Annotated in this window: 22 protein-coding genes; 7 read left to right on the top strand and 15 right to left on the bottom strand. The window is 34.7% G+C overall.

The features are described 5' to 3' along the window. Positions 1–6: 6 nt before the first annotated feature. A complete protein-coding gene (locus ACEPXD_RS05915) occupies positions 7–1,755 on the bottom strand; it encodes an ABC transporter ATP-binding protein (RefSeq protein WP_391120949.1) in 1,749 nt (582 codons plus the stop codon). Between the two features lie 178 nt (positions 1,756–1,933). Then, positions 1,934–2,863, bottom strand: coding sequence for an HPr(Ser) kinase/phosphatase (hprK, locus tag ACEPXD_RS05910; RefSeq protein ID WP_391120946.1), 930 nt, complete (start codon positions 2,861–2,863; stop codon positions 1,934–1,936). Between the two features lie 438 nt (positions 2,864–3,301). On the opposite strand from hprK, the gene ACEPXD_RS05905 reads away from it, so the two are divergent. Next, entirely contained in the window at positions 3,302–4,027 is a 726-nt protein-coding gene (locus ACEPXD_RS05905) for a hypothetical protein (protein ID WP_391120943.1), read from the top strand. Between the two features lie 37 nt (positions 4,028–4,064). Further along, positions 4,065–5,264: a polysaccharide deacetylase family protein gene (locus ACEPXD_RS05900; protein WP_391120940.1), complete on the top strand. Its 1,200-nt coding sequence runs from the start codon at positions 4,065–4,067 to the stop codon at positions 5,262–5,264. A gap of 131 nt (positions 5,265–5,395) precedes the next feature. Here the strand turns inward: ACEPXD_RS05900 and ACEPXD_RS05895 are convergent, their stop codons facing one another. The 3 genes from ACEPXD_RS05895 to ACEPXD_RS05885 form a co-directional block, all read right to left on the bottom strand. Next, complete coding sequence (locus ACEPXD_RS05895; RefSeq protein ID WP_391123053.1) at positions 5,396–6,148, bottom strand: hypothetical protein; 753 nt, start codon at positions 6,146–6,148, stop codon at positions 5,396–5,398. A 197-nt stretch (positions 6,149–6,345) separates the two neighbouring features. Beyond that, complete coding sequence (locus ACEPXD_RS05890) at positions 6,346–7,686, bottom strand: sensor histidine kinase (protein WP_391120937.1); 1,341 nt, start codon at positions 7,684–7,686, stop codon at positions 6,346–6,348. Further along, positions 7,676–8,350 (bottom strand): response regulator transcription factor, encoded by a 675-nt coding sequence (locus ACEPXD_RS05885; protein WP_391120935.1) that lies wholly within the window; start codon positions 8,348–8,350, stop codon positions 7,676–7,678. Before ACEPXD_RS05885 ends, ACEPXD_RS05890 begins: the two co-directional genes overlap by 11 nt. A gap of 225 nt (positions 8,351–8,575) precedes the next feature. On the opposite strand from ACEPXD_RS05885, the gene ACEPXD_RS05880 reads away from it, so the two are divergent. From ACEPXD_RS05880 to ACEPXD_RS05870, 3 genes are read left to right on the top strand one after another with little or no spacing between them, the layout of a single operon-like run. Then, positions 8,576–8,803 (top strand): FeoA family protein, encoded by a 228-nt coding sequence (locus ACEPXD_RS05880; protein WP_391123050.1) that lies wholly within the window; start codon positions 8,576–8,578, stop codon positions 8,801–8,803. Next, positions 8,800–10,806, top strand: coding sequence for a ferrous iron transport protein B (gene feoB, locus ACEPXD_RS05875; protein ID WP_391120932.1), 2,007 nt, complete (start codon positions 8,800–8,802; stop codon positions 10,804–10,806). The genes ACEPXD_RS05880 and feoB overlap by 4 nt, the downstream gene beginning before the upstream one ends. 23 nt (positions 10,807–10,829) lie before the next feature. After that, entirely contained in the window at positions 10,830–10,976 is a 147-nt protein-coding gene (locus ACEPXD_RS05870; RefSeq protein ID WP_391120929.1) for a FeoB-associated Cys-rich membrane protein, read from the top strand. A gap of 137 nt (positions 10,977–11,113) precedes the next feature. On the opposite strand, the gene tatC is transcribed toward ACEPXD_RS05870, so the two are convergent. The 4 genes from tatC to ACEPXD_RS05850 are packed head-to-tail and all read right to left on the bottom strand — an operon-like array spanning position 11,114 to position 14,720. Then, positions 11,114–11,998 (bottom strand): twin-arginine translocase subunit TatC, encoded by an 885-nt coding sequence (tatC, locus tag ACEPXD_RS05865; RefSeq protein WP_391120926.1) that lies wholly within the window; start codon positions 11,996–11,998, stop codon positions 11,114–11,116. Positions 11,999–12,013: 15 nt separating this feature from the next. Beyond that, the gene (gene tatA / locus ACEPXD_RS05860) at positions 12,014–12,217 is read right to left on the bottom strand and encodes a twin-arginine translocase TatA/TatE family subunit (protein ID WP_391120923.1); all 204 of its coding nucleotides are present in this window, start codon (positions 12,215–12,217) and stop codon (positions 12,014–12,016) included. Positions 12,218–12,237: 20 nt separating this feature from the next. Next, positions 12,238–13,950, bottom strand: coding sequence for a GMC family oxidoreductase (locus ACEPXD_RS05855; RefSeq protein WP_391120920.1), 1,713 nt, complete (start codon positions 13,948–13,950; stop codon positions 12,238–12,240). 14 nt (positions 13,951–13,964) lie between these two features. Beyond that, positions 13,965–14,720: a gluconate 2-dehydrogenase subunit 3 family protein gene (locus tag ACEPXD_RS05850; protein WP_391120917.1), complete on the bottom strand. Its 756-nt coding sequence runs from the start codon at positions 14,718–14,720 to the stop codon at positions 13,965–13,967. Between the two features lie 220 nt (positions 14,721–14,940). Between ACEPXD_RS05850 and ACEPXD_RS05845 the strand changes: the two genes are divergently transcribed. Next, positions 14,941–15,837: a PhzF family phenazine biosynthesis protein gene (locus tag ACEPXD_RS05845; protein WP_391120914.1), complete on the top strand. Its 897-nt coding sequence runs from the start codon at positions 14,941–14,943 to the stop codon at positions 15,835–15,837. A 42-nt stretch (positions 15,838–15,879) separates the two neighbouring features. Here the strand turns inward: ACEPXD_RS05845 and ACEPXD_RS05840 are convergent, their stop codons facing one another. Then, complete coding sequence (locus tag ACEPXD_RS05840; protein ID WP_391120911.1) at positions 15,880–16,755, bottom strand: LysR family transcriptional regulator; 876 nt, start codon at positions 16,753–16,755, stop codon at positions 15,880–15,882. A gap of 14 nt (positions 16,756–16,769) precedes the next feature. After that, the gene (locus ACEPXD_RS05835) at positions 16,770–17,663 is read right to left on the bottom strand and encodes a LysR family transcriptional regulator (RefSeq protein WP_391120908.1); all 894 of its coding nucleotides are present in this window, start codon (positions 17,661–17,663) and stop codon (positions 16,770–16,772) included. A 120-nt stretch (positions 17,664–17,783) separates the two neighbouring features. Here ACEPXD_RS05835 and ACEPXD_RS05830 point away from each other — a divergent pair, with 120 nt between their 5' ends. Continuing rightward, complete coding sequence (locus tag ACEPXD_RS05830; RefSeq protein WP_391120905.1) at positions 17,784–18,974, top strand: coenzyme F420-0:L-glutamate ligase; 1,191 nt, start codon at positions 17,784–17,786, stop codon at positions 18,972–18,974. 62 nt (positions 18,975–19,036) lie between these two features. Here ACEPXD_RS05830 and ACEPXD_RS05825 read toward each other — a convergent pair whose 3' ends face one another. From ACEPXD_RS05825 to ACEPXD_RS05810, 4 genes are all read right to left on the bottom strand, one after another. Then, positions 19,037–20,011: an alpha/beta fold hydrolase gene (locus ACEPXD_RS05825; protein WP_391120902.1), complete on the bottom strand. Its 975-nt coding sequence runs from the start codon at positions 20,009–20,011 to the stop codon at positions 19,037–19,039. A 152-nt stretch (positions 20,012–20,163) separates the two neighbouring features. Continuing rightward, the gene (locus ACEPXD_RS05820) at positions 20,164–20,418 is read right to left on the bottom strand and encodes a hypothetical protein (protein ID WP_391120899.1); all 255 of its coding nucleotides are present in this window, start codon (positions 20,416–20,418) and stop codon (positions 20,164–20,166) included. A 48-nt stretch (positions 20,419–20,466) separates the two neighbouring features. Then, on the bottom strand, positions 20,467–20,856 hold the full coding sequence (locus ACEPXD_RS05815) for a hypothetical protein (RefSeq protein WP_391123047.1): 390 nt from the start codon (positions 20,854–20,856) through the stop codon (positions 20,467–20,469). Between the two features lie 413 nt (positions 20,857–21,269). Beyond that, the gene (locus tag ACEPXD_RS05810; RefSeq protein WP_391120896.1) at positions 21,270–22,970 is read right to left on the bottom strand and encodes a methyl-accepting chemotaxis protein; all 1,701 of its coding nucleotides are present in this window, start codon (positions 22,968–22,970) and stop codon (positions 21,270–21,272) included. Positions 22,971–23,250 lie beyond the last annotated feature (280 nt).

The following is a 23,250-nucleotide window of genomic DNA, read 5'->3' as shown; positions in this document are numbered from 1 at the left end:
TCTAACTTATTCTTGAATACGCAATTGCTGATTTGCAAACTCTCTGTACATCTCATGCGATTGAAATAGCGTATTATGCGTTCCACTTCCTGTAATATGTCCTTTTTCCACAAATAAAATGTTGTCTGCATCTACAACTGTAGATAGACGGTGCGCTATTACAAGTGTCGTTCTTCCTTTCATCAAATTATCCAATGCTTTTTGAACATAGATTTCCGAATTACTATCGAGACTAGATGTCGCTTCATCAAGCATTAATATTTGAGGATTACGTAATAATGCTCGCGCAATTGCAATTCGTTGTCGTTGCCCTCCAGAAAGTTTGACTCCTCGTTCTCCTACTTCTGTATCAAACTTATGTGGAAGTGCTTGAATAAATTGTTCAGCATATGCCATTTCCGCAACCCTTTCAAGTTCCTCATCCTCTACTTCCCTTTCTATCCCATAGCAAATGTTATCGCGTATTGTTCCAGATATGAGGGCGCTTTCCTGAGCAACGTATCCGATATGACTTCTCCAAGAATGTAAAGAAAACGTATCAATTGGCTTATTTCCAAGCGTAATCGTTCCTTTAGTAGGTTGATAAAAACGTTCCAAAAGTGAAAATGTAGTTGTCTTCCCTCCTCCACTTGGTCCAACAATGGCAGTTACTTTTCCTGGTTCAATGGTAAAATCAATGTCCGCTAATATCCGTTCTTTTCCATATGCAAAGTCTACATGATGCAGATGAATGGGTTCAGTTACAGACTTTAATACGGTACCCACATGAACTTCTTCTTCCTCATGTTGAAGTACTGAACTAATTCGCTCCGTTGCACCCATTGCTTTTTGCAACTGAGTAAAGAACATTGTTAGCTGAGTCATTGGAATAATAATTTGTATTAAATATAAAATAAATGCTACCATATCACCAGCTGTAAGTTCTCCAGAAGAAACACGAATACCCCCGTAGCCTATTATCGTAACAAGTACGATCATCAGAACAAAAGAAATTAAAGGAGTAATGAGTGCATGTATTTTCGCTTCTTTTAAACCAAACTTGAACAGATTGGTAATGCCTTTCTTACCACGATTATATTCCAATTCTTCTGCATTGGATGCTTTGACTAAACGGGTTTCTGGTAATACTTGATTTAATATGGCAGTAAATTTTGCCGTTTCATCTTGCATTCCTTTTGAAATGACAAACATTCGTTTCCCTAACAACATTAAAATAACCATAGCAATCGGAACGGCAATCAGCATGACTAATGTCATTTTCCAATCCAAAAATAATAGAATGGTAACGGAACCGATAATCGCAATAATACCCGTTAAACAGTTGGCAAGATGTTCCGTAATAAGTTCCTTCACAACTGCTGTGTCATTCGTTACTCGACTCAGTGTCTCACCTGTATCATTATTATCATAATAGGCTATTGGTAAATGTAATAGTTTTCTCCATAATCGATCTCTTAAACTAGCTACGACATGATGACCAACACGGTTTAATAAATATATTGAAAGTCCGCTCGCTATTGCTTGTGCAATAAATGCAATAACTAGCAAAGTAATTTGCCAATAATTAAGTGACTCAATTGAAAAACCATCCACTAATTCTTTGGTGAATAACGGAACAACGAATCCTACTCCCGTTGTTGCAAAGCTCATACAAAGCGCAATGATTAATAAAAGCTTCGGTGGTTCAGTATCTTTTATTAGTTGAAAAAACTGTCGCCAGTTCCCTTTTTTATTTTCGTTTATTGTTTCTTTCATATTACATGTCCTTCCTTGAAACGTTCTCTGCAAGCTTACAATAATTACTATAACATTCCTTTATGAACTGATTATGAAATGAAATTCAAAAAGACATGTACTTTATCTGTACATGTCTTCTTTTTCTATTTTACTATTTATTTTTACGCTTTTTTCTAATTTGGTACTTTTATGGACCTTAGTTAGATTTAGAATCATCAAAATCTTGTTCGAGTCTCTTAACAAAATCCTCCGCAGCACTATACCCTTGCTGCTTTAAATACCAGTTATTCGCTGCTGCTTCTATTAAACCAGCAACATCACGACCTGGCTGTAGTTGAATTTGAATATGTGGAATTTGAACACCCATATATTCCGTGAATTTCGATTCTAACTCTAGTTCATTATTCAAAGCATTATGCTCCCATTTTGTCAGTTCAATATCGAGTGCAATTCGTGTTTCTTCTTGAAAAGCGGCTCTTCCGTAAAGTCGAACGACATTTAAGAGGCCAATACTACGCAAAGCGAGAAATTCTTTATTTTTATCATTATGTGAGCCTAGTAGAGTTTGGGGGCTTAATTTCTTCAAAACGACGATATCATCCGCCACCAGTCGATGACCCCGTCCTATTAATGTGTGGGCCGTTTCACTTTTTCCAACTCCAGACTTGCCTCGCAAAAGAATACCAATCCCAGAGACATTTACACATACTCCGTGAATTGCAATTTCTGGTGCCATCGCTTTTACAACAAATGCATCCAATTTCTCACAAACTTCACTCATCGTGTCGTATGTACGCAATACCGGAATCTTCTTTTCTACACAGTAGTCTATTAGTCCGAGCGGCTCTTCTTGATTCGATGTAATCACAATGCACGGAGGATCGTATTGCACAATATTTCCGATGCGAAGTTTACATTCATCCTCTGTAAGTGTATGTAAATAATTAATTTCATTTTTCCCCAAAATCTGCACATATTCAGTCGCAATGAAATCGAATTTATCCATAAACTCTAGTCCTGGTCGACGTACTTTGGTTTTCTTTAATTCTCTTGCCAATTGTTCTTGTCCTGTTAACACCTCAAAAGAAAACCGACGGACAATATCTTCTACTGTAACTATTTTCATATTTATTAACACTCGCCTTCTCGAATTCACCATAAATTAGTTGTAATGCTACCTCAATAATTAGTTCTGTGCAAGTACATACGGTTAATTTTTGCTAAAACTTTCACCGATTAGTCAGTGAACGGTTTAGCGATTATTGCTTCGAAGTGAAAAGAACAAGATAAGAACAGTAAAAAATAAAATCACTATGATAATCGCGTCAATAACAAAGCATGATGTATTAATGAAAAAGAATGTATTTAACAAAATTTACTCCTCAGAGCTTAACATTATTATATTATGTTGACATTATTCTACATAATCATACAATAGAATTAAGAAGCTAGTAATTTTGAAACTTATTTGATGTTCGAAAAATAATTACTTTAGTATCAATTATTATTCATCTTTATCATTTGATAGTAGTTTTAACATATAAATTTAATAGGAGATGTAACTATGACTAAAGATAACAGGAACAAGTCAATAAATTGGTTTAAAAATGTCCGATCAAATCAAAATCAGTTTTCTCAAACCAACCATTTTGAGGAAGTAAGCGCAATTACCATTGAAGAGAACGAGCTTATCAATGTAGATGAGCGTTATACAACCGATAAGTACATACTATCTAAAGAAAATCAGGACAAAGTATCACTGGATTTAATTGTTTCTTTAGAAAACATACTACATGACCGACAACTAATTCTTTATAAAAATGATGGTCTTGAAGATCAATTACACATAGCAAGTGAAACGAATAATCGTATAAAGCAGGAGTTGGTTAAAAAAGAACAAATTATTCAAGACAACCATAAAGAAATCCGTGTACTGGAAAGTAATTTAACAAATAAGCAAATGGTATACGAACAACTTCTTGAAGATTTTAAAGATTATCAAAATACATCAAACAGCGATTTTGATAAAGTTTCAAATCAACTAGATAAACAAATTAATAAATATAATTTGCTTAAAGAGGAATCGAACAATATTCAATATCAAAATATGTTAAATATAAGAGAACTCGAAGAAAAAATGAGAGAGATTGAAATAGAAAATAAAAAGTACGTAGAACAAAATGCGAAGATACTTGAAGAAAAATCAGAGTTGATGCAAACAATTAATGATTTTACAGAGAGAATGTCCTTTTCTTTTTCTTCAAAAACTATGATTAACAAAGAATTATAATGGGTTTTCTTTTCATTAGTAGAGAAAGGATACAATTATGTCATTCTATCAAGGGAAACTAATAGAACTATTATCAATTGATAGCACACCGAATCATTCCTTTTTGCGAATAAAATTATTATCTGAGCATGAAATTGAATTACTATGGGAAATTGACTATGAAACAGCTGAAAATTTGAAAACAGTTACCGAGCTTGGTGGACTTCATAAATACAGATTATCTTTTCAAAGCATAGCTGACTTAACTACAAACAAATATACAAGTTTTATAACAAAGACATATCGAGATCAAAGCAGTAAAGTTTATTTTTCATGTTCAGAAGCTTATGTAAATGGATTACATGCGTTAAAGTACAATGAAGAAATACATCAGATAAAGAATTTGACTGTCTTCCCTGATAATCCAGATCCAGTTAACTTTTCAAAAACTGACGACACAAGCTCAATGTATTTTAGTCGTAAGCTTTCTTGGAAAATTTTTGCCTTAGTAAGCACTGTATTCATTATTATACTAAGCACCTCTATTCTTAATAAGGGAGAAGCAATTGGAAAGGCAAAAGTAATAGCTGAAGAAGAAAATCTAATTGCTATTAGGAGTGACGAAGAAGAAACTGAATCAGTTAGTGAAATTGAAGATGAAGAAATAATTTTTCCATTTGTAAAGCTAGAAGATACGATTACATATAGTATCCCTAAGGGTAAAGTCGCTCTTACTTTCGATGATGGCCCTTCAAATTTCACAAAAGAGATTACAGATATATTGATGGAGAACCAAGCTGGCGGCACATTCTTCTTCATAGGAAATAATGTAAAGAAATTTCCTGACTCCGTTCAATATGTAATATCAAATGGTTATTCTGTTGGTGGACATTCTATGAATCATCCAAATTTCACCAAAATTCCTTATCAAAAGCAAAAAGATGAACTTATGCAAACTAATCAATTAATAGAAGAAATTACGCATGAAGAAGTGACCCTCTTTAGACCACCTTATGGCTCTAAAAACGAATTAACAATGGAGTTAATGAACGAAACCCATAACAAGATAGTACTATGGAATGCGGATACAGAAGATTGGAAAAACCAAGATGCTGATGAAATCTTTAAATATATACAAGAAACTAAATCATCTGGATCTATTATCCTCCTGCATGAATCTCAGGTTGTTGTAGAAGTATTACCTAAGATAATTGAGTACTTAAAAGATCAAGATTTAGAAATTGTAACTTTATATTAAAGAAATTCCATTTGTTATGAATAAACAAATGGAATTTCTTTTTTTTATATTAGCCCGATTTAACAATTAACTTATAGGCAATTGAAGTGAACTAGTATATTACTTTTGACGACCATCATCAACTTTTCATTTTACTCTTCTGTTTGAACCGGATTATCTATTTTTGTCTTTGTTAAGTAGATAACTAATCCCAAAATTGTTATTAGGAAGATTAGACTTGTACCCATCGTACCCAGTCCAAGACCACCTGCATGGTGAGATTGTGACAAATAGTCTCCAAGAGAAGCGCCGAATGGTCGTGTTAAAACGTAGGCAATCCAGAAAGCCAACACTGCATTCATTTTAAAACCATAATAAGCAAGAACTACTAAACCTATCAAAACAGCAAACATAATTGCGGAATTCAAGTAACCAATGTTAAGCCCCTCTGCTATAAGGTCACCTGCAGAAGTACCTAAAGCAAAAGTGAACAGAATTGCAATCCAGTAAAAGACTTCACGCTTAGTCGTGTGAATAGAATGTATGGACAACGTTTTCTCACTCACATACCAAATCGCAAAGCTGATTATCACTGCTATTGAAAAGATAATTGTAGTTGTCACAAGAGGTATTCCTAAATTATCAACTAAATTGTCTGAACCTAACGTACCAACTACACTGATTAATACAACCGTTAACCAGTATAAACTTGGTACGTACTTAGTAGCCTTGAACTGAAATACCAAAGTTATGAGCAATAGTACACTCATTATAAGAGTCGTGATAGTAAGACCTAAGTTAAACTTTTCGTTTATAAAGTCTGCTGCCGTCTCCCCCACTGTTGTTGCCATGATTTTAATAATCCAGAAATAGATTGTGATGATTACCGGAACTTTATTTAACATTAGCCTTCCTTGTGATTTTGACTCTAATAAGTCCCCATATACAGCTGAATTTTTATTATTATTTCGATCTTCTCTAAATTGCCCCATTTATTAATCCTCCTCAGTATCTAATGTTATTCCCTAAGGTAAACTATAAAATACAAGAATGAAAAATTAATGAAAATTTATAGTGAATAAAATTCTTTGAGAATATTTTTTTATCCTCTACTAATTGCTTTTGAAAGTGGAATAGTTATTGCAAACTCGCTTCCTTTATTCAATGAACTAGAAACCTCAATAGTGCCACTTAATGATTCTACAATAGATTTACCAATTGGTAATCCAAGACCTGAACTGCCGCTTTGACGTGAACGACTTTTATCCACCCGGTAAAAACGATCAAATATGCGCTCTTGCTGCTCTAGCGATATTCCGATACCATTGTCTCTAACAACTATATACAGCTTCTCGCTTTGATGATCAGACTTAAGTTCATAGGAGATGATTATCTTCCCACCGCTTGGTGTGTATTTCATCGCATTATCCATTAGGATATACAGCAATTGCTTTAATTTTTCCCTATCTGACAACAGAACAAGTGGGGTTAGTATTTGTAAATCTAACTGTATCTTCTTCATTTCTGACAAATGATGGAATGATCTTAAAATTTGTTGCATTAACTCTTGTAAATCAAAGCGTTCCACTAACGACGATTGTTCCCCTGAATCTGAACGGATTAAAAATAATAAGTTACTGACTAGTTGGGTAGTACTTCTTATTTCTTCTTTTAAATCAGATAAAATACTTTTGGAAAAAGTGGAAAACTTATTTCCTTCTTCGTATTCAATAACATCTAAACCAGATTTTAAAACGCTTAATGGAGTCCTTAATTCATGGGAAGCATCCGCTATGAACTCTGATTGTAGATGATACGTTTTTATAATCGGATCCATTGCCCGTTTTGTCATGACTTGTCCAATAAGAAGGGCAATAACAAAAAAGATGAGTGAAATTCCAAGAAGGATAAATAAAAAATGGATAAACACATTTCTTAAAAAAGTAATATCTTTTCCAATATAAATGGTGCCTTTTAGCTTACCATTTTCATAAACATTTTGAGAAACGATGAGTAAATAGACAGAGTCTTCTTCGGAAACTTTCACCTCTTGATATTTAACTTCCATTTCAACTGGCTTCCAATTCTCTATTATTTTTAACAGTACTGTTCTTATTTTGGGTGAAAACTCATCAATAATCACTAACTCATTATTTGGTTTTAGAAAATAAGTTAAGAATACCCCTTGTGTTCTATTATTGGTAGTTTCTGTTACGGCATTCTGATTTTGAGTATTTGATAATACTTCTTCATCCGTTTGTAACTCTTTTATCTCTTGTTTAGCTATATCAAACATCGTTACTTTTTGTTCATTGTACATATTGATAAACAGAAATACACTTATGACAATATTAAAAAGTAGTAAGAATACAATTAGCATTCTACTGTTATATTGCGCTAAATTTTTTTTCGTTGTAGAAAATACGTTTACATTATGTTTCAACCGAATATCCTACTCCTCTAATATTGCAAATGATTGTTTTTTTACCTTCTTCGTCCACCTTTTTTCGAAGCAGTCTAATATAGGCATCTACTGAATTGCTAGTTACCTCTGCATTGTAGCCCCATACTCGGTCGAGAATTATTTCACGTGTTAAAACCTTTCCTTTATTCCGAATTAATAGGTCCAATAATTGGAACTCTTTTGGAGTTAAAGAAATCTCAACTCCATGACGGTGTAAAGTATGTTTTGTACGATCCATTTTGAGATTTCCAAAAATGACCACGTCCTCTTGTAAAGGAGCATAGTTTCTCCTTGCAAGAACACGTATTCTTGCAAAAAGTTCTTCAAATTCAAATGGCTTTGTTAAATAATCATCCGCACCCGAATCGAGACCCTTGACGCGATCCAGTACATTGTCTTTTGCAGTTAAAATTAGAATCGCGCCTGTATAACCATTTTGTCTTAAATTTTGGCATACCGAAATACCATCTAATTCCGGCAACATCCAATCTAAAATTAATACGTCATAATGAGATTCTGTGGCATATTCAAAAGCTTCTCTGCCATTTGTATACCATTCCACGTTATATCCTTCTTTTCTTTTTAGCATATGTTCTAGTAACTTGCCTAAACGGAGATCGTCTTCAGCTAATAGGATTTTCATAATTGTCCTCCTCCTTATAGAATATTTTCTAATGAGCCATTCATTTGCTTTTTGTAAAAGTACATTTAATATACACAAAAATTTGGTTAAAATACAGTTGATGGATAGTAACGCTTAAACCTTCTTTACGATTCTTCATCATATATATGTTTACATGTGATTATCATTCTCATATACTTGTAAAGAAAATTGATTATTAGTGTCAACCCTATAGAGGTGAATGGAATGCTTTTAACAGATGTACACACAGGTGAAAGAGTTCGAATTAAGAATACAGAACAGATGAATGAACTTGTTCAACGTCGTTTATTAGATTTAGGAATTATGCAAGGAACGGTCATTATGATTAAACGAATTTTACCGTTGGGCGGTCCGATTGCAATTGAAGCAAAAGGACAATTAATAGGAATTCGCCGTCGTGAAGCTAAGATGATTCGGGTGGAAAACATATGATCACAGTTGCATTAGCCGGTAACCCAAACACAGGCAAAACTTCCTTGTTCAACAAACTAACTGGTTCTTATGAGTATGTTGGAAACTGGACAGGGGTTACAGTTGAAAAAAAAGTCGGTGTCTTAAAAAATAATCTTGGAAACTTAGTCGATTTGCCAGGAGTATACTCACTTAATCCATTATCAAGAGACGAAGGAGTTGCTACCAACTACCTTCTTTATGATGATGTTTCAATGATATTAAACATTGTAGATGCTTCCCAATTAGAGCGCAATCTATATTTAACCTTACAACTTTTAGAATACGGGAAACCGCTTACTATTGGGTTAAATATGATAGATGTTGCGATAGCAAGGGGGATGGAAATCGATGTCCAGCTCTTATCTGAACGTCTTGGCTGTTACGTTGCCCCAATTATTGCACGTTCAGGTGCAGGTTGTGATGAACTTGCTTCCATGCTTTCTTCATCTAGTTCTCAACAAGCACAGCTCTATATTGATTACGGAAGAACTCTGGAAGCAGCGATCGAGCAAGTAATTAGCCTTATTCCAGAGAATAAAGAATTACCACCAAGTAGATGGTTAGCCATTCAATTTTTAGAAGGAAACAGCTTGGTTCGAGATTTACTTATTAAGTATATACCTGATTCTATTTTGAATGAATTGTTTGAGAAGACGGAAAGAGATATCCAATCTGAAACAAAGGTAATCTCAATTGCTCATCATATCCGTGTAATTCGTGGCAACTATATTCAATCCTTATTAGTTTGCTGTATGCTTCAGACGAAAAAAAATGAATCTACACTTACCGATCGAATCGATAATATTGTGACAAATAAAGTGCTCGGGCTTCCTATCTTTTTGTTATTTACGTATCTCATCTTTAAACTAACGTTCGATTGGGCGGGAACACCACTTTCTGATGGTTTAGATTATATTATCACTGGACCACTTACAGACACGCTTAATAGTTTGCTTAACGCTGCAGGTGCAACTGAATTTATTCGTGCATTAATTCTACAAGGAATTGTAGCAGGTGTTGGAGGAGTTATTGTTTTTGTCCCGCAAATCTTTATGCTTTTCTTTCTCATTTCCTTTATTGAGGATTCAGGCTATATGGCGCGAGTAGCCATGGTTATGGATAAAATAATGGAGAGCATTGGACTAAACGGAAAAGCATTTATTCCAATGATTATAGGGTTTGGGTGCAATGTGCCCGGTATTATGGCTGCCAGAACGATTGAGCAACCTAAAGAAAGACTTCTTACAATAATTTTAACACCTCTTATGTCTTGTTCTGCCCGATTAACTGTGTACAGTTTGTTTGTCGGAGCCTTTTTTAAACATAACCAAGCATTAATTGTGCTATCACTTTATTTACTAGGTATTATTCTAGCTTTAACACTAGCAAAGATTTTTTCATCTACCATTTTAAAACAAGAGAGCTCTTTTTTTGTTATTGAATTACCACCTTATCGAATTCCACAACTTAAGACTTTATTACAAAGCACTTGGGAAAAAGGAAAAGGTTTTATTCGCAAAGCTGGTACATTTATTTTTGGTGGGTCTGTTGTGATTTGGCTATTAACCTATGCTGGACCACACGGCTTAAATGTTCCAATGGATGAAAGTTTTCTTGCTCTAATTGGCGGAGCTATTGCACCAATATTAAATCCGATTGGATTCGGTAACTGGCAAGCTGGAGCGGCATTATTAACTGGTTTTCTTGCAAAAGAAGTTGTTGTTTCCACCATGAACATTATTTACGTTGCTCCTGACATGCACACACTACAAGGCGTTATGGCTGACTTCTTTACACCACTTTCAGCTTATAGCTTTTTAGCGTTCATATTACTTTATGTTCCGTGCCTAGCAACTGTTGCAGCTATAAAAAAAGAAACTGGTTCAGCAAAGTGGACTTGGTTTTCTATTATTTACGCTTTAATCATTGCATATATTATTTCAATTATCATTTACCAAGGTGGTAAACTATTAGGATTCTAATTATCAGAAAGAAGGAATACGAAATGTTAGTTAGCATCATTCTTGGTGTGCTCATTTTCGGATATGCTGTCTTTACCCTTTACCGTTTCGTCAAAAGAAGTAAAATGGGTAAATGCGCTGGTTGTGCTTTAAGCGAAAAATGTTCAACTTCCTGTTCAACTAATAAGTAATTTGGTTTGAGTAGTATCCTTAAGAATAGAGAAATGCCCTCATTTCGATAGTGAAATGAGGACATTTCTGGGAAGCGGATGATGAGACCCAATATGCGGATAATAATTGAGTTTGTCTACAGTATGAAACCGAAACCCTATTGTTGGGCTTCGGTTTTTTTATTTGCAATAATACTTCTTTTCTCCGCATATACAACAATATGGATACTTGCTTCATATAGCAAAACCATTGGAATAAGCACAATTAGCTGACTTACAAAGTCCGGAGGCGTAATAAGTGCTGAAACTATTGCAATCGAAAGATAAGACCATTTCCTCACTTTTCTCATCGTAACTGCAGTTAACAATCCAATCGTCGCTAAAAACAGTGCTACTATTGGCAATTCAAATATTATTCCAATCGGCATTGTTGTCATAAGTAAAAATCGAACATATTCTTGGGCGGAAACCATAACTGTAAAATTCATAGCTCCAAGCGAGACAAGAAATTGATAACTAAGTGGATTGACAATAAAGTAACCAAATGAAACTCCACCAATAAATAAGAGAAGCATAATCGGAGAAAAAATACTGAGAAAACGACTTTCTCGGTCATTTAAACCTGGCTTCACAAATTGCCATAAAAAATGACAAAGAAACGGCAATGACAATCCAAATGCTAACGCCATTGAAATGGACATATAAAATTTAACGACTTCCAGCGGTCCAAGGATTATTAACTGGTGACCTCGTGTGACATATGGGAACCATAAATTAATGGAAGCAAATACGGCTAAGAAAAATGCTAAAAACACCGCTGCTGCTTTAATAAGTTGTTTTCTTAAATCCGAAAGATGCTCAACAAGGGACGTGCCGGTTTTAAAATTATTCACTTGCATCTCTGATTCCAATACATTACTTGCATGAAAGTCGCTCTCTTTTATTCCATCCTGTTGGACGGTTTCTGTCCGTTCTTTCTGTTCCTCTAGAACTTTATCTAGCGGGCTTAAGATTTTGCGATTATGATCTCCGTACGGATCCATTTCATCACCTACAATCTATTCAATCTCTTTCTTCTCTATACTCTCAATGTTCTTTGTGACAGATTCTTCTTCCATGATCTCCCGCGTTGATTTTTTAAATTCAGCAAGTGTTTTTCCAACAGCTGATCCAATTTCGGGCAGTTTCCTTGGACCAAACAAAATTAAAATAATAACTAGAATAATTATTAAACCAGGTATACCGATACTCGCTAAACTCATCAAAATCCCTCCATTTCTAATTAAACAAGTGAACCTCCACTTTTTCTATACTTGACAATACCTTCAGCAGCACGATATGCAAGTGCTCCAACAGTTGCAGTTGGGTTATAACCTCCATTATGTGCAAAGTTCCCAGCACCAACTACAAAAAGATTTTCCGCATCCCAATGCTGTAAATAATTATTCACAACACTATTATCAGGATTAGCCCCCATAATAGTTCCACCGGTATTATGCGTCGATTGATATGGCACAATGTCGTAATTGGTGATCGGGCTTCCAGGTACAACCGTTTTTGCACCCATTTCCTTCATAATTTCTGCTGTTCTTTTGTTAATATAATCATGAAGGTTACGATCTTGTTCAGTAAAATTGTAGGTCAACTGAAGAAGAGGCACTCCGTAAACGTCTTTATAACTAGAATCTAACGACATAAAGTTTTCTTTATGTGGCATCGATGCACCTTGTCCAAAAACAGATAAGGTTCTAGAATAATTTTCAATGGATGATTTTTTAAATTCTGCACCCCATACCGGAACGTCTGGAGGAATTGGATTCGTTAATATTGGCCTACTTCCAGATTGCGTAATTGTTATACTCGCTCCGTGAATAAAATCAAGTTTAGAGTGATCGAAGTTATCACCGTTAAAATCGTCAATTGTCATTCCCAAAGCACCAGCACCCATAAACACGTTCATCTGTTCATCGAAAAACCCAGAAGTGCCAGGTTCAATTTGATACCCATAATTTTTTCCAAGTGTTCCTTTGCCAGTGTCAGGATTATATTGCTCTCCGATTTTCGAAACCATCAATAACTTAGCGTTATTCAAGACATAACTAGTTAATACAACCACATCTGCAGGTTGAATAAATTCCTCACCTGTTTGAGTATCTACATATTTTACACCTGTTACTTTACCTCCAGATTTCAAAATTTCAGTAACATTCGCATGGAATTGAACATCATAATTACCTGTTTTCATAGCGGTTGGTACAACTGTAATTTCAGGAGATGTCTTTGCACCATACTCGCATCCAAACCGTTCGCAAAATCCACAATATTGGCATTGAGCGATCGATTCTCCATCAGGGTTAACGTATGCCTCCGATAAATTTGCGGAAGGTACCATAAAAGGATGATATCCAAGCTTTGTTGTGGTAGCCTCGAATTTTTTTAATATTGGTGTTCTCTTCATAGGAGGTGTTGGATAATCAGAAGTTCGTTTTCCCCCAAATGGATTTTTATCCTCTCCCGATAAACCAGCCGTCTTTTCGAATTTATCGAAATAAGGTTCCAACTCGTCATAAGTTATCCCCCAATCCTGTATGAGATATTCTGGAGGTAACTTATTCTTTCCATATTTCTTTTCTGTTTCCGTTTTAATTTGAAAATCATAAGGAAGGAAACGATAGGTCATTCCATTCCAATGTGTACCTGATCCACCAAGCCCTTCTCCTAAAAGAAATGAACCCATTTGTCTCATAGGAAGTGCTCTTTGTTTTCGAGTGTTTCTAAACGTAACTGTCTCTTTAGATAAATCCTGCATCAAATCATATCGAATTGCATAACGATACTCATCGTGTACCAGCAGAAAATCTTCCGTTCCTCTTTTCTTTCCTCTTTCAAGACCCAGTACTTTCATGCCAGCCTTTGCACATTCGGCGCCAATGATACCTCCAGCCCATCCGACCCCAACTGTAACGACATCCACTTTGTTTAATGTCTTTGCCATTCATGTTTCCCTCCTTAGTGCTGCATGCTACTAATCGATTTTGGTTCAATTTTTTGATACTTCTCATCTTCAATTACATTAATATAGGCCATTTGATGACCCGGAAACCCTTTCATACGCCATCCGTCCATATTGACATTGCCGTTATATATTGGATCTGAATAGGCGCCTTCTAGCGTTGCTGTACGAAGTAATTTAAAGAAAAACTCCGATGCAACTCCTTTCATATCTATTTCATTTTTCTGGAAAGCAGTTAATATCTCATCCATTTGCTTTCCTTCCAATTCTGCAAACCCTTTTTTAAATCGTTTTTGTGCTTCTTCATCCATTTTTGCAATTCCATGTCTAAATATCTCTGCACGCGTTAATCTACTCTGGTAGCCCTGCGTAGATTCACCAGCAAAAAATGGACCTTGCATGTATTCCTTTGCATTGCTTCCGTAATTTCCAGCTAACTGGTTGTCAATGAAGTACGGCACCCCTAAGCCAAGAGCACCTGGACCTAAATCATCCTCCGGAAAAATTCGTTCAACTGCCTGTGAAATTACATGGAATTCGTTTTGATTTGTGAAAAACATTAATCCTCGGTTAATATCTTGTGTTGCAACATTTCCACCACCATGCGTCTCGGTATGTTCAACTTTCCCTCCTGTTTTGTTGACATTGTATCCTACAAGCCCCCCGATAATTCCACCACCGACAAGGGCCCCTGTTGCAATACCTGTTGTCTTAAGAAAGTCACGCCGTGATAATCCATTATTATCTGCCATATTCATTCCTCCTTTAGTAGGTAATCCCATCTAAACCAAGCATGTTCTTTTTTTATTTTATTTATTCAATAAATCCGAATGTCTAGAGTAACAATTTCTTTAAATAACAAAATATGCATTAGTTTTTTGAATTCATTAGATAAGTAAAATTCATTTTACTGATTTAATAGTTCAATGTAAGATGAATTTAGTAACAGTTAAAGAAAAGGGGAATATGTATATGAGAGAAATTCGAGTTTATCATGTAGATGCTTTTACTACTAAGAAATTTGGAGGAAACACAGCTGGTATTGTATTAGATGCGGAAAAATTATCAGAAGTTGAAATGCAAAGCATTGCGAAGGAGTTAAATTTACCGGAATCAGGGTTTTTATTACCTTCAACGAATGAAAATGCAGATTATAAGGTGAAATTTTTTACACCAGAGGAAGAAATCAATTTCTGTGGTCATGCGACAGTGGGCTTAACATGGTTACTGGCAACAGAATTTGGACTTGCTGAGAATAAGAATGGTATTGTACTAGAAACGAACGTAGGATTAGTTCCAGTTAATTGGCATAAAGAAGATGGAAAAATAGAATTAGTAGAAATGACACAAGTTCCACCTAAAATGGAGAAGATTGAAATCAACCTTGAAGAGCTTAGTGAATTAATCGGTGTCAAAGAAGAAAGTATTGATCTAACATATCCAATAAAGCTATCTAACACAGGAAACTGGCATTTGCTTGTTCCGATAAAAGAGCAAAAGTCAATCGACGAGGCAACGCCAAACCTTGCAGCACTAGGGAAGCATAATAAAAAACATAATATTAGCACTACACATCTATATACTTTTAATACAGAGAATGACTTTGATCTTTATACAAGAGATTTTGCACCTGGCATTGGCATACCAGAGGATCCTGTAACTGGTGCTGCAAATGGTGCATTGGTCGGTTTTCTTTACTTAGAAAACTTCCTTTCACAAACGGAAACGACTCATCTAAAAATTGCCCAAGGAGATGCAATAGGAAGACCCGGAACTCTATATGTGACGGTAACCCCTAATGGTTTAAAGCCCATCATAAAAGTAGCTGGTGCTGCAACAGTTACAATTCGAGGAATTTTAACTATATAAATAAAAAAGCTTGAACTAGGACCGTTTTGAAAGGTTTCCAGTTCAAGCTTTTTCATATTGTAATAATTCTTTCGTAATGCCGATAAACTTTTTTACTGAAGGGGATGCATCTTTCATTGACTTAATTGCTATTCCTATTTCACGAAACAACTTAGGTTCTATTGGAATAATATTTGTGTTAGGTATGCTTTTTGGCAAAACCATCTCTGGGATAATGGTAATTCCAAGCTCTTCTTGAACCATCGAAATAATTGTATTATTTTCTTTTATATCAAAAGTTATATTAGGTTGTACATTGTTTTTTCTAAATAGATTCTTTATTAATATTTCACAGCCTGCTTTTGGCATAATAAAAGGTTGATCGTGGATCGATTGAACAGTAATTATTTTATGTGTACTGAGTGGGTGATTGTCATGAACTAAAGCAAATAATTGATCCTTAAACAATGGAGTTGTTTCGAATTCGCTACATGGAAGTGTAAGAAATCCAACATCAATCGTTCCAGAAGTAATCCAACTTTTTATTTCATCGTAACCTCCTTCGTATAATTCTATTTGTATACCTGGATATATTGAACGAAACTTGCTAATGAGAATAGGAAGCATCTTGGAAGAAAAGCTTGGGAAACTGCCAATTTTTATGCTCCCTACTTCAATTCCTTGGATAAGTGCTGCTTCCTGCTCCAGCAACCTGCCATAATAAATGATATGTCGTATATGCGATTCAACTCTTTTTCCCGCATCTGTTAATGAAATTCCATTGCGATTACGATGTAATAATACTATACCGAGTTCAGTTTCCAGCGTAGATATATTATGGCTGACACCTGATTGAGACAAACCTAGCTTTTCTCCAGCTTTTGTAAAACTACCACTTTCTACAACTTCTATAAAAACCTCATACTGGAAAATCGACAACACTTGCCCTCCTTTTATTTCCTTTGTTTATTTTCTATTATTTCCACAAACTTTGTGGAAGCCGGAGATAGTGACACACTTTTTAAGAAACAAACACCTATATTTCTTTTCGGTATTTCCTCATCTAGTTGAATTTCAAAAAGTAATCCTTTATTTAAATAATCTAGAGAAAACTCTTTCGTTACACATGCTACTCCCAAGTTTATTTTTGCAAACTCTAGCAATAAATCATGTGAGCCTAATTCGAATTCTGGAGAAATTTTAATCCCTCTATCTAATAAATAATTATCAACATACTTTCTAGAAATTGATTTCGGTTCTAACAATATTAATGGATGATTTACTAATTCTTCTAGACTTGTTGGTGATGAAAATAAATCTTTATATTTCTCTCCGCAAACAAAAATGTCATGAATTTCTATACATGGGATTACTTCTAATGTAGGATCTTCAATTGGAAAATTGCAAATTGCAATATCTACCCCACCAGATTTTAATATAGAACAGAGCTCTAAAGTGGTACCATTCACAATCTTAAATTTAATATTTGGATATTTATTATGAAAGGCTTCTAAATATGGAAGTAAAAAATATCTAGAAATAGTATCTCCTACTCCTATCTTTAATTCTCCAGTCATTAAATTTTTAAATTCTAAGATTTTCTCTTCTCCAACATGGATTAAATTTAGCGCAGAATTAGCATACTCAAATAGAAGTGTCCCTTCATTTGTCAAAGATACCCCTTTAGGTGTTCTATTAAAAAGTCGAATATCCAGTTCTCTTTCTAATTGCATGATTGCTTGGCTTACAGCAGGCTGTGTCATATAAAGCTCTTTTGCTGCCTTAGAGAAGCTTTCACTTTTACCTACTTTACAAAATACTTTATATAAATCTAATTTACTAATCATATAAGTCTCCCTTATACCTACCATTACAAATACTCATTTTACTTATACCACTAAACCAATGTATAGTACAAGTAGTGACGAAATATAAATAAACTTTAAAGCTTGTGAGGAGCGATTATTTTGGAAAGAGTAGTTGGAACTGTTGTAAGAGGTCTTCGTTGTCCAATCATCAATCAAGGGGACAATATTGAAGAGATCGTTGTAGATAGCGTATTAAAAGCTTCAGAAGTAGAAGGCTTCCATTTTCAGGATCAAGATATCGTTACGGTAACTGAGTCAATCGTTGCACGTGCGCAAGGTAATTACGCTACAATTGACCATATTGCGAAAGACGTACAATCGAAATTTGGAGAAGATACAATTGGTGTCATTTTCCCTATTTTAAGTCGTAATCGCTTTGCAATTTGTCTACGTGGTATTGCAAAAGGTGCTAAAAAAATTGTTTTAATGCTTAGCTATCCATCTGATGAAGTTGGGAATCACTTAGTGGATTTAGATATACTTGATGAAAAAGGAGTTAATCCTTGGACAGATGTGTTAACAGAAAAACAATTCCGTGACCATTTTGGATTCAATAAACATCCATTCACAGGCGTTGACTATATCGATTATTATAAATCGTTAATTGAAGAATATGGTGTGGAATGTGAAGTTATATTCTCAAATAACCCAAAAACAATTTTAGATTATACAAAAAACGTTCTTACATGTGATATACATACAAGATTCAGAACGAAGAGAATATTAAAAGCAAATGGTGGAGAGAAAATTTACAGCCTTGATAGCATTTTATCAGAGTCTATTGAAGGCAGTGGATGTAATGAAGCTTACGGTCTGTTAGGTTCAAACAAATCAACTGAAGATAGTGTGAAACTTTTCCCACGTAATTGTCAACCTATCGTAGATAATATTCAACAAAAGCTTAGAGAAAAAACGGGGAAAAATGTAGAAGTCATGATTTATGGAGATGGAGCATTCAAAGATCCTGTCGGTAAAATTTGGGAACTTGCAGACCCTGTAGTTTCACCTGCTTACACATCTGGTCTTGATGGCACACCGAATGAAATCAAATTAAAATATCTTGCTGATAATAATTTTGCTCATTTAAGAGGTGAAGAACTTCAGCAAGCTGTATCACAATACATTACAAATAAAAATGAAGATCTTGTTGGAGCAATGGAAGCACAAGGGACAACACCTAGAAAGCTTACGGATCTAATTGGCTCTTTATCTGATTTAACTTCAGGAAGCGGAGATAAAGGTACTCCAATAATCTTTATTCAAGGTTATTTTGACAACTATACAAAATAATAAAAAAGCAATGCTCTTTTTTACGAGCATTGCTTTTTTTATAAGAATTTCATTCATTTCTTTTAGCGTCTTTCCGTTTGAGATAATACCAGATCAATGAATTTTTGATTTTCTTCAAACAAAGGAGAGTGAGCAGATCGCTCAAACCAAATCCAATCTTTCTCTCCCGCTTGGAGTCTGTCAAACCAAATTTTCGTTGGTTCAGCTGGTGTAGCTAAATCATATCTACCCATCATAAGCGTAATTGGTACTTTTACAAATCGTATCATTTCACTTAAATCCAAACTTCTAACTTCTTCCATAAGATTTTTGTTACTAAAGTATTGACCTCTAATAAAACGAATCATATCAAAAAATGTATATTCACTGCTTTTGAACATTTTTTTCACAAACGTTTTCAAAAGTATACCATCACGAGAAATTCCACTTTTAAATATTTCTAAATATTTTTGGTGGATTCTATTATGTTTTAAGTTTGTCCAGGGTGGTTTTCCCATCTCAGTTAACTGGGCAATCGCTTTTTGATGGTTGTGTTTCTTTGCTTTTTCTAATATCATTCTATAGGAAAGTTCTTCTATTTTACTCATACTTAATACTTGGGAAACACCAAAATAGTGATGATATAATTCAGGATGCTCGTTTATCGCTAGTAATCCTAAAATGGTCCCCCATGAGTGTCCTACTATATAAATTTTATCCTGCTGAAACTCTTTTCTTAAATAGTTGGTTATTTCGATCGTATCTTTTAGGAATTGCTCAATTGTCATGGATTCTTTTGTGACTTGTTTCGTATAGGACAGCCCCGCTCCTCTTTGATCCCAATTGACAACAACGAAATGGTTTTCTAATTCCTTCTGGTAATCACCAATAAGCGCCATCTGACTTGTTCCTGGCCCACCGTGTAAAAAGAGCAAAACCGGCAATTTTTTATCTTCTCCTCTAATGGAGATCCACTGTTCAATTCCACCTAATAAGATTGGCTTAAGTTCAGAGATGCTATTTTCTTTATGAATGCGTGCCGTTTTTCTTTTGAACATGCGAATACTCCTTTTGCTATGTAAAAAATACCTGACTTTATCCTATATTACTCTAGTCTATATATCTTACCCTAAAACGGCCATGGCAATCTAGAAACAGTAATTTTAACATTTCTTCATAAGACAAACTTCGTATTAAATTTAAAAAATCTCTACAAAAAAGACCAATAGATTGGTCTTTTTATAACAAAATTTTTACTTATTATGGCACATATCAATCCGAAGTATGTTGGAGTCTCATATGACAAAAATTCAATCCTGCGTCTTTTTTGTGGAATAGCTCCTGCCAAAATAAGGGTTTGCCAAATACCGTCTGGCTTTGCCGCTTCCACAAAGTCAGTATCAAAATCAACCATTTTTTCAAGCTGGTTTTGCTTGATCATTGATACTACTTCTTCATCAAACATTTTTGCAGTAGGATCATATCCATATGGTCCTGCTTCATCATGTGTATGTTACCAGTCACAGCTTGCGATTAAACCTACCCGTTTTTGTGATTCATGTACAACTCTTCCCAATGCTTTGCCAAACTCCAAATGCATTTCATAGGAAATATCTCTTGAAGGTGTAATCACTACAATCGGTATATCAGGCATAAATCGAAGTGGTACAATTGCTCCCCAGTCAAGGGGTAAGCAAGATATCGTTCCTGATGAAGTTCCATAGTTTATAGTACCTTTAGGAATACCTGCTAAAATAGCTTCCTCAACGATGCGATTTGCAAGTTCTCTATCAACAACCCTTTCCATCGTAAAAGATGAATCATTTTCTTCTACCGTTCCTTCCATTCTTTCAGAAGCTGAAATGGAAAACTGACGGTTAATCCGAGTACCATGTGGAGAAATACATGCAAAACATATGGATTCAATTGTACACTCTCCTCAAAACAGACAATTTTTGAAACTCTATTACTATTTCCTTCGCTAAATTGATCGTGTATTCCATATATACTTAAAAATATTTAATTAATATGTCGCATACTTGGTATCTAGTATCTCAGAAAATCTCTGAGTATCTCAGAAAATCTCCGGGTATCTCAGAAAATCTACGAGTATCTCAGAAAATCTCCGAGCATCTCAATAATTTGCTTCGGCTTTTTGCGCAATACTTGAGGGAAACGTAAGATAACTGTACATCCTCACTTATCAGAAAGTGTGTCACATCTAAAAAAGACATTCACCTGTTCATAAGGGAATGTCTTTTTTATTTCTTTTTGATGGATTAGGAGTTCTCGCTTTTTTGACCCTTTACTTGATATTTATACTTTGAACTTACTAATTAGCGTCTGTAATTCTTCCGCCATTTTAGATAGTGTATCCGCTGCAAAAGAGATTTCCTCCATGGATGCCATTTGTTCCTCTGTAGCTGCCGAAACTTCTTGAGTACCTGAAGCTGAATTTTCAGCAACCTCCGATATTAGTTTCATCGAGTCTACCATTTGATCTGCTCCAGCAGACATTTGTTGAACTGCAGATGAAACTTCTTTTATTCGCTTATTCACTTCATCTACAGAACCTTGAATTTGTTCAAAAGACTGTCCAGCTGAATTTACAACTGCAATACCTTCATCTACTTCATTTGTAGCACTTTCCATTGATTGAACTGCTTTATTTGTTTCTTCTTGAATTGTTGAAATCAATTGAAAAATTTGCTGTGCCGACTCACCTGACTGTTCAGCCAACTTACGAACTTCATCGGCAACTACTGAGAATCCACGTCCATGTTCCCCAGCTCTTGCAGCTTCTATAGCTGCATTTAAAGCTAATAAATTTGTTTGTTCAGCAATTTCGGTAATTACTTCAATAATTTTACCTATTTCATTTGAATGTTCGCCTAATCCTTTTATTACACTTCCCAATCCATTAACTGTTTCATTGATAGAGTTCATCTGTTGAATTGCTGCATTAATTACCACTCTACCTTCAGAGGCTTTTTTGGAAGCTTCGATTGCTGTATTAGATACATTTTGAGCATTACTAGCAATTTGTTGTGCTCCAAGGGACATTTTATTAATAGTTTGTGAACTTTCCTCCACACTTTGAACCTGTTTGTCGACGCCTATTGCTACTTCCTGCATATTATTTGCTACTTGTTGCGTTGCAGTACTCGTTTGTTCTGCACTTGCTGTCAATTCCTCAGCTGATGAAGCTACTTGTTCAGCAGTAGAGCCTACTTCTTGTATTAAAGTACGTAGATTTCTTGACATCGTATTAAACGATTTAGATAAATCACCAAGCTCATCTCTATTTTTAATGACAATATCATTTGCAGATAAGTCTCCTGCGGCGATTTGTTCAGCCGATTTCCCCATTTTTATTAATGGATTTGAAATCATACGCGAAATGACTAAAGCTATAATTATTCCCGCAATCGTTGCTAAAATAGATAAAACCGTTACAAAAAGTACACCTGATTTAAATAACTTAACTGATTTCGCTGATGCAGTAGAGGCTGCTTTTTCATTTCTTTCAATTAGCTGACTAATTGAAGATTTAGCTTCCTGCCATAAAGGATGTGCTTCAAGTTGAAGCATGTTTGCTTTAGAAAAGTTGTTTTTGCTAGCAGCATCCATTATAGGCGGCAACTTTTCTACATATGCCTTATAATTGTCTGCAAAGTTATTAAATATTTGTCTTCCCTCTTCACTTAAAATCAATGGTTCATATTTTTCAATTTTTAAATTAATCGAGTCTTCTGTTTCCGTAATTCTTGACCGAAGTCTGTCCATCTCACTTTTATTTGTCTCGAGTGTATATTTTAAAAGTAATCGCTGTAGATCTGAAAAATCTACATTTAATCCTCCAAGTAAAACAATACTAGGCATTCTATTTTGATCGATTTCTTCTGTTTTTTGACCCATGCCTTCCATCTTAACGATGGCAATGGTACTCGTAGTAATAAGTAATGCTATAACTAGTATAAAACTTGCTAACAGCTTTTTTCTAATAGTGAATCTCATTTTTTCCAAATCCTCCTTGCAAATTGTATATTGTATTTTTATCTCATCATGTAATATAACACTTTTTTACTGGTATTTACTCATTTAAAAATTAGAATATTTACTTATTTATTTTCCGATTAATTGAAAATGAAATGTTAAATATATTATATCCAGTAAATTTTTATCTTATTTTTGTTAAACATCAACCAAAAATAAAAATTTTTACTAGTATTAAAATGATATATGGAAAAATACTAACTTCAAAAACATGCTTCCCAATTTAATGATGAAGCATCAA

The sequence above is a fragment of the Psychrobacillus sp. L3 genome, from assembly GCF_042945595.1.
GTDB lineage: Bacteria > Bacillota > Bacilli > Bacillales_A > Planococcaceae > Psychrobacillus.
Note: the sequence above shows the minus strand (reverse complement) of the source record. Positions and strands in the feature narration are given on the sequence as shown.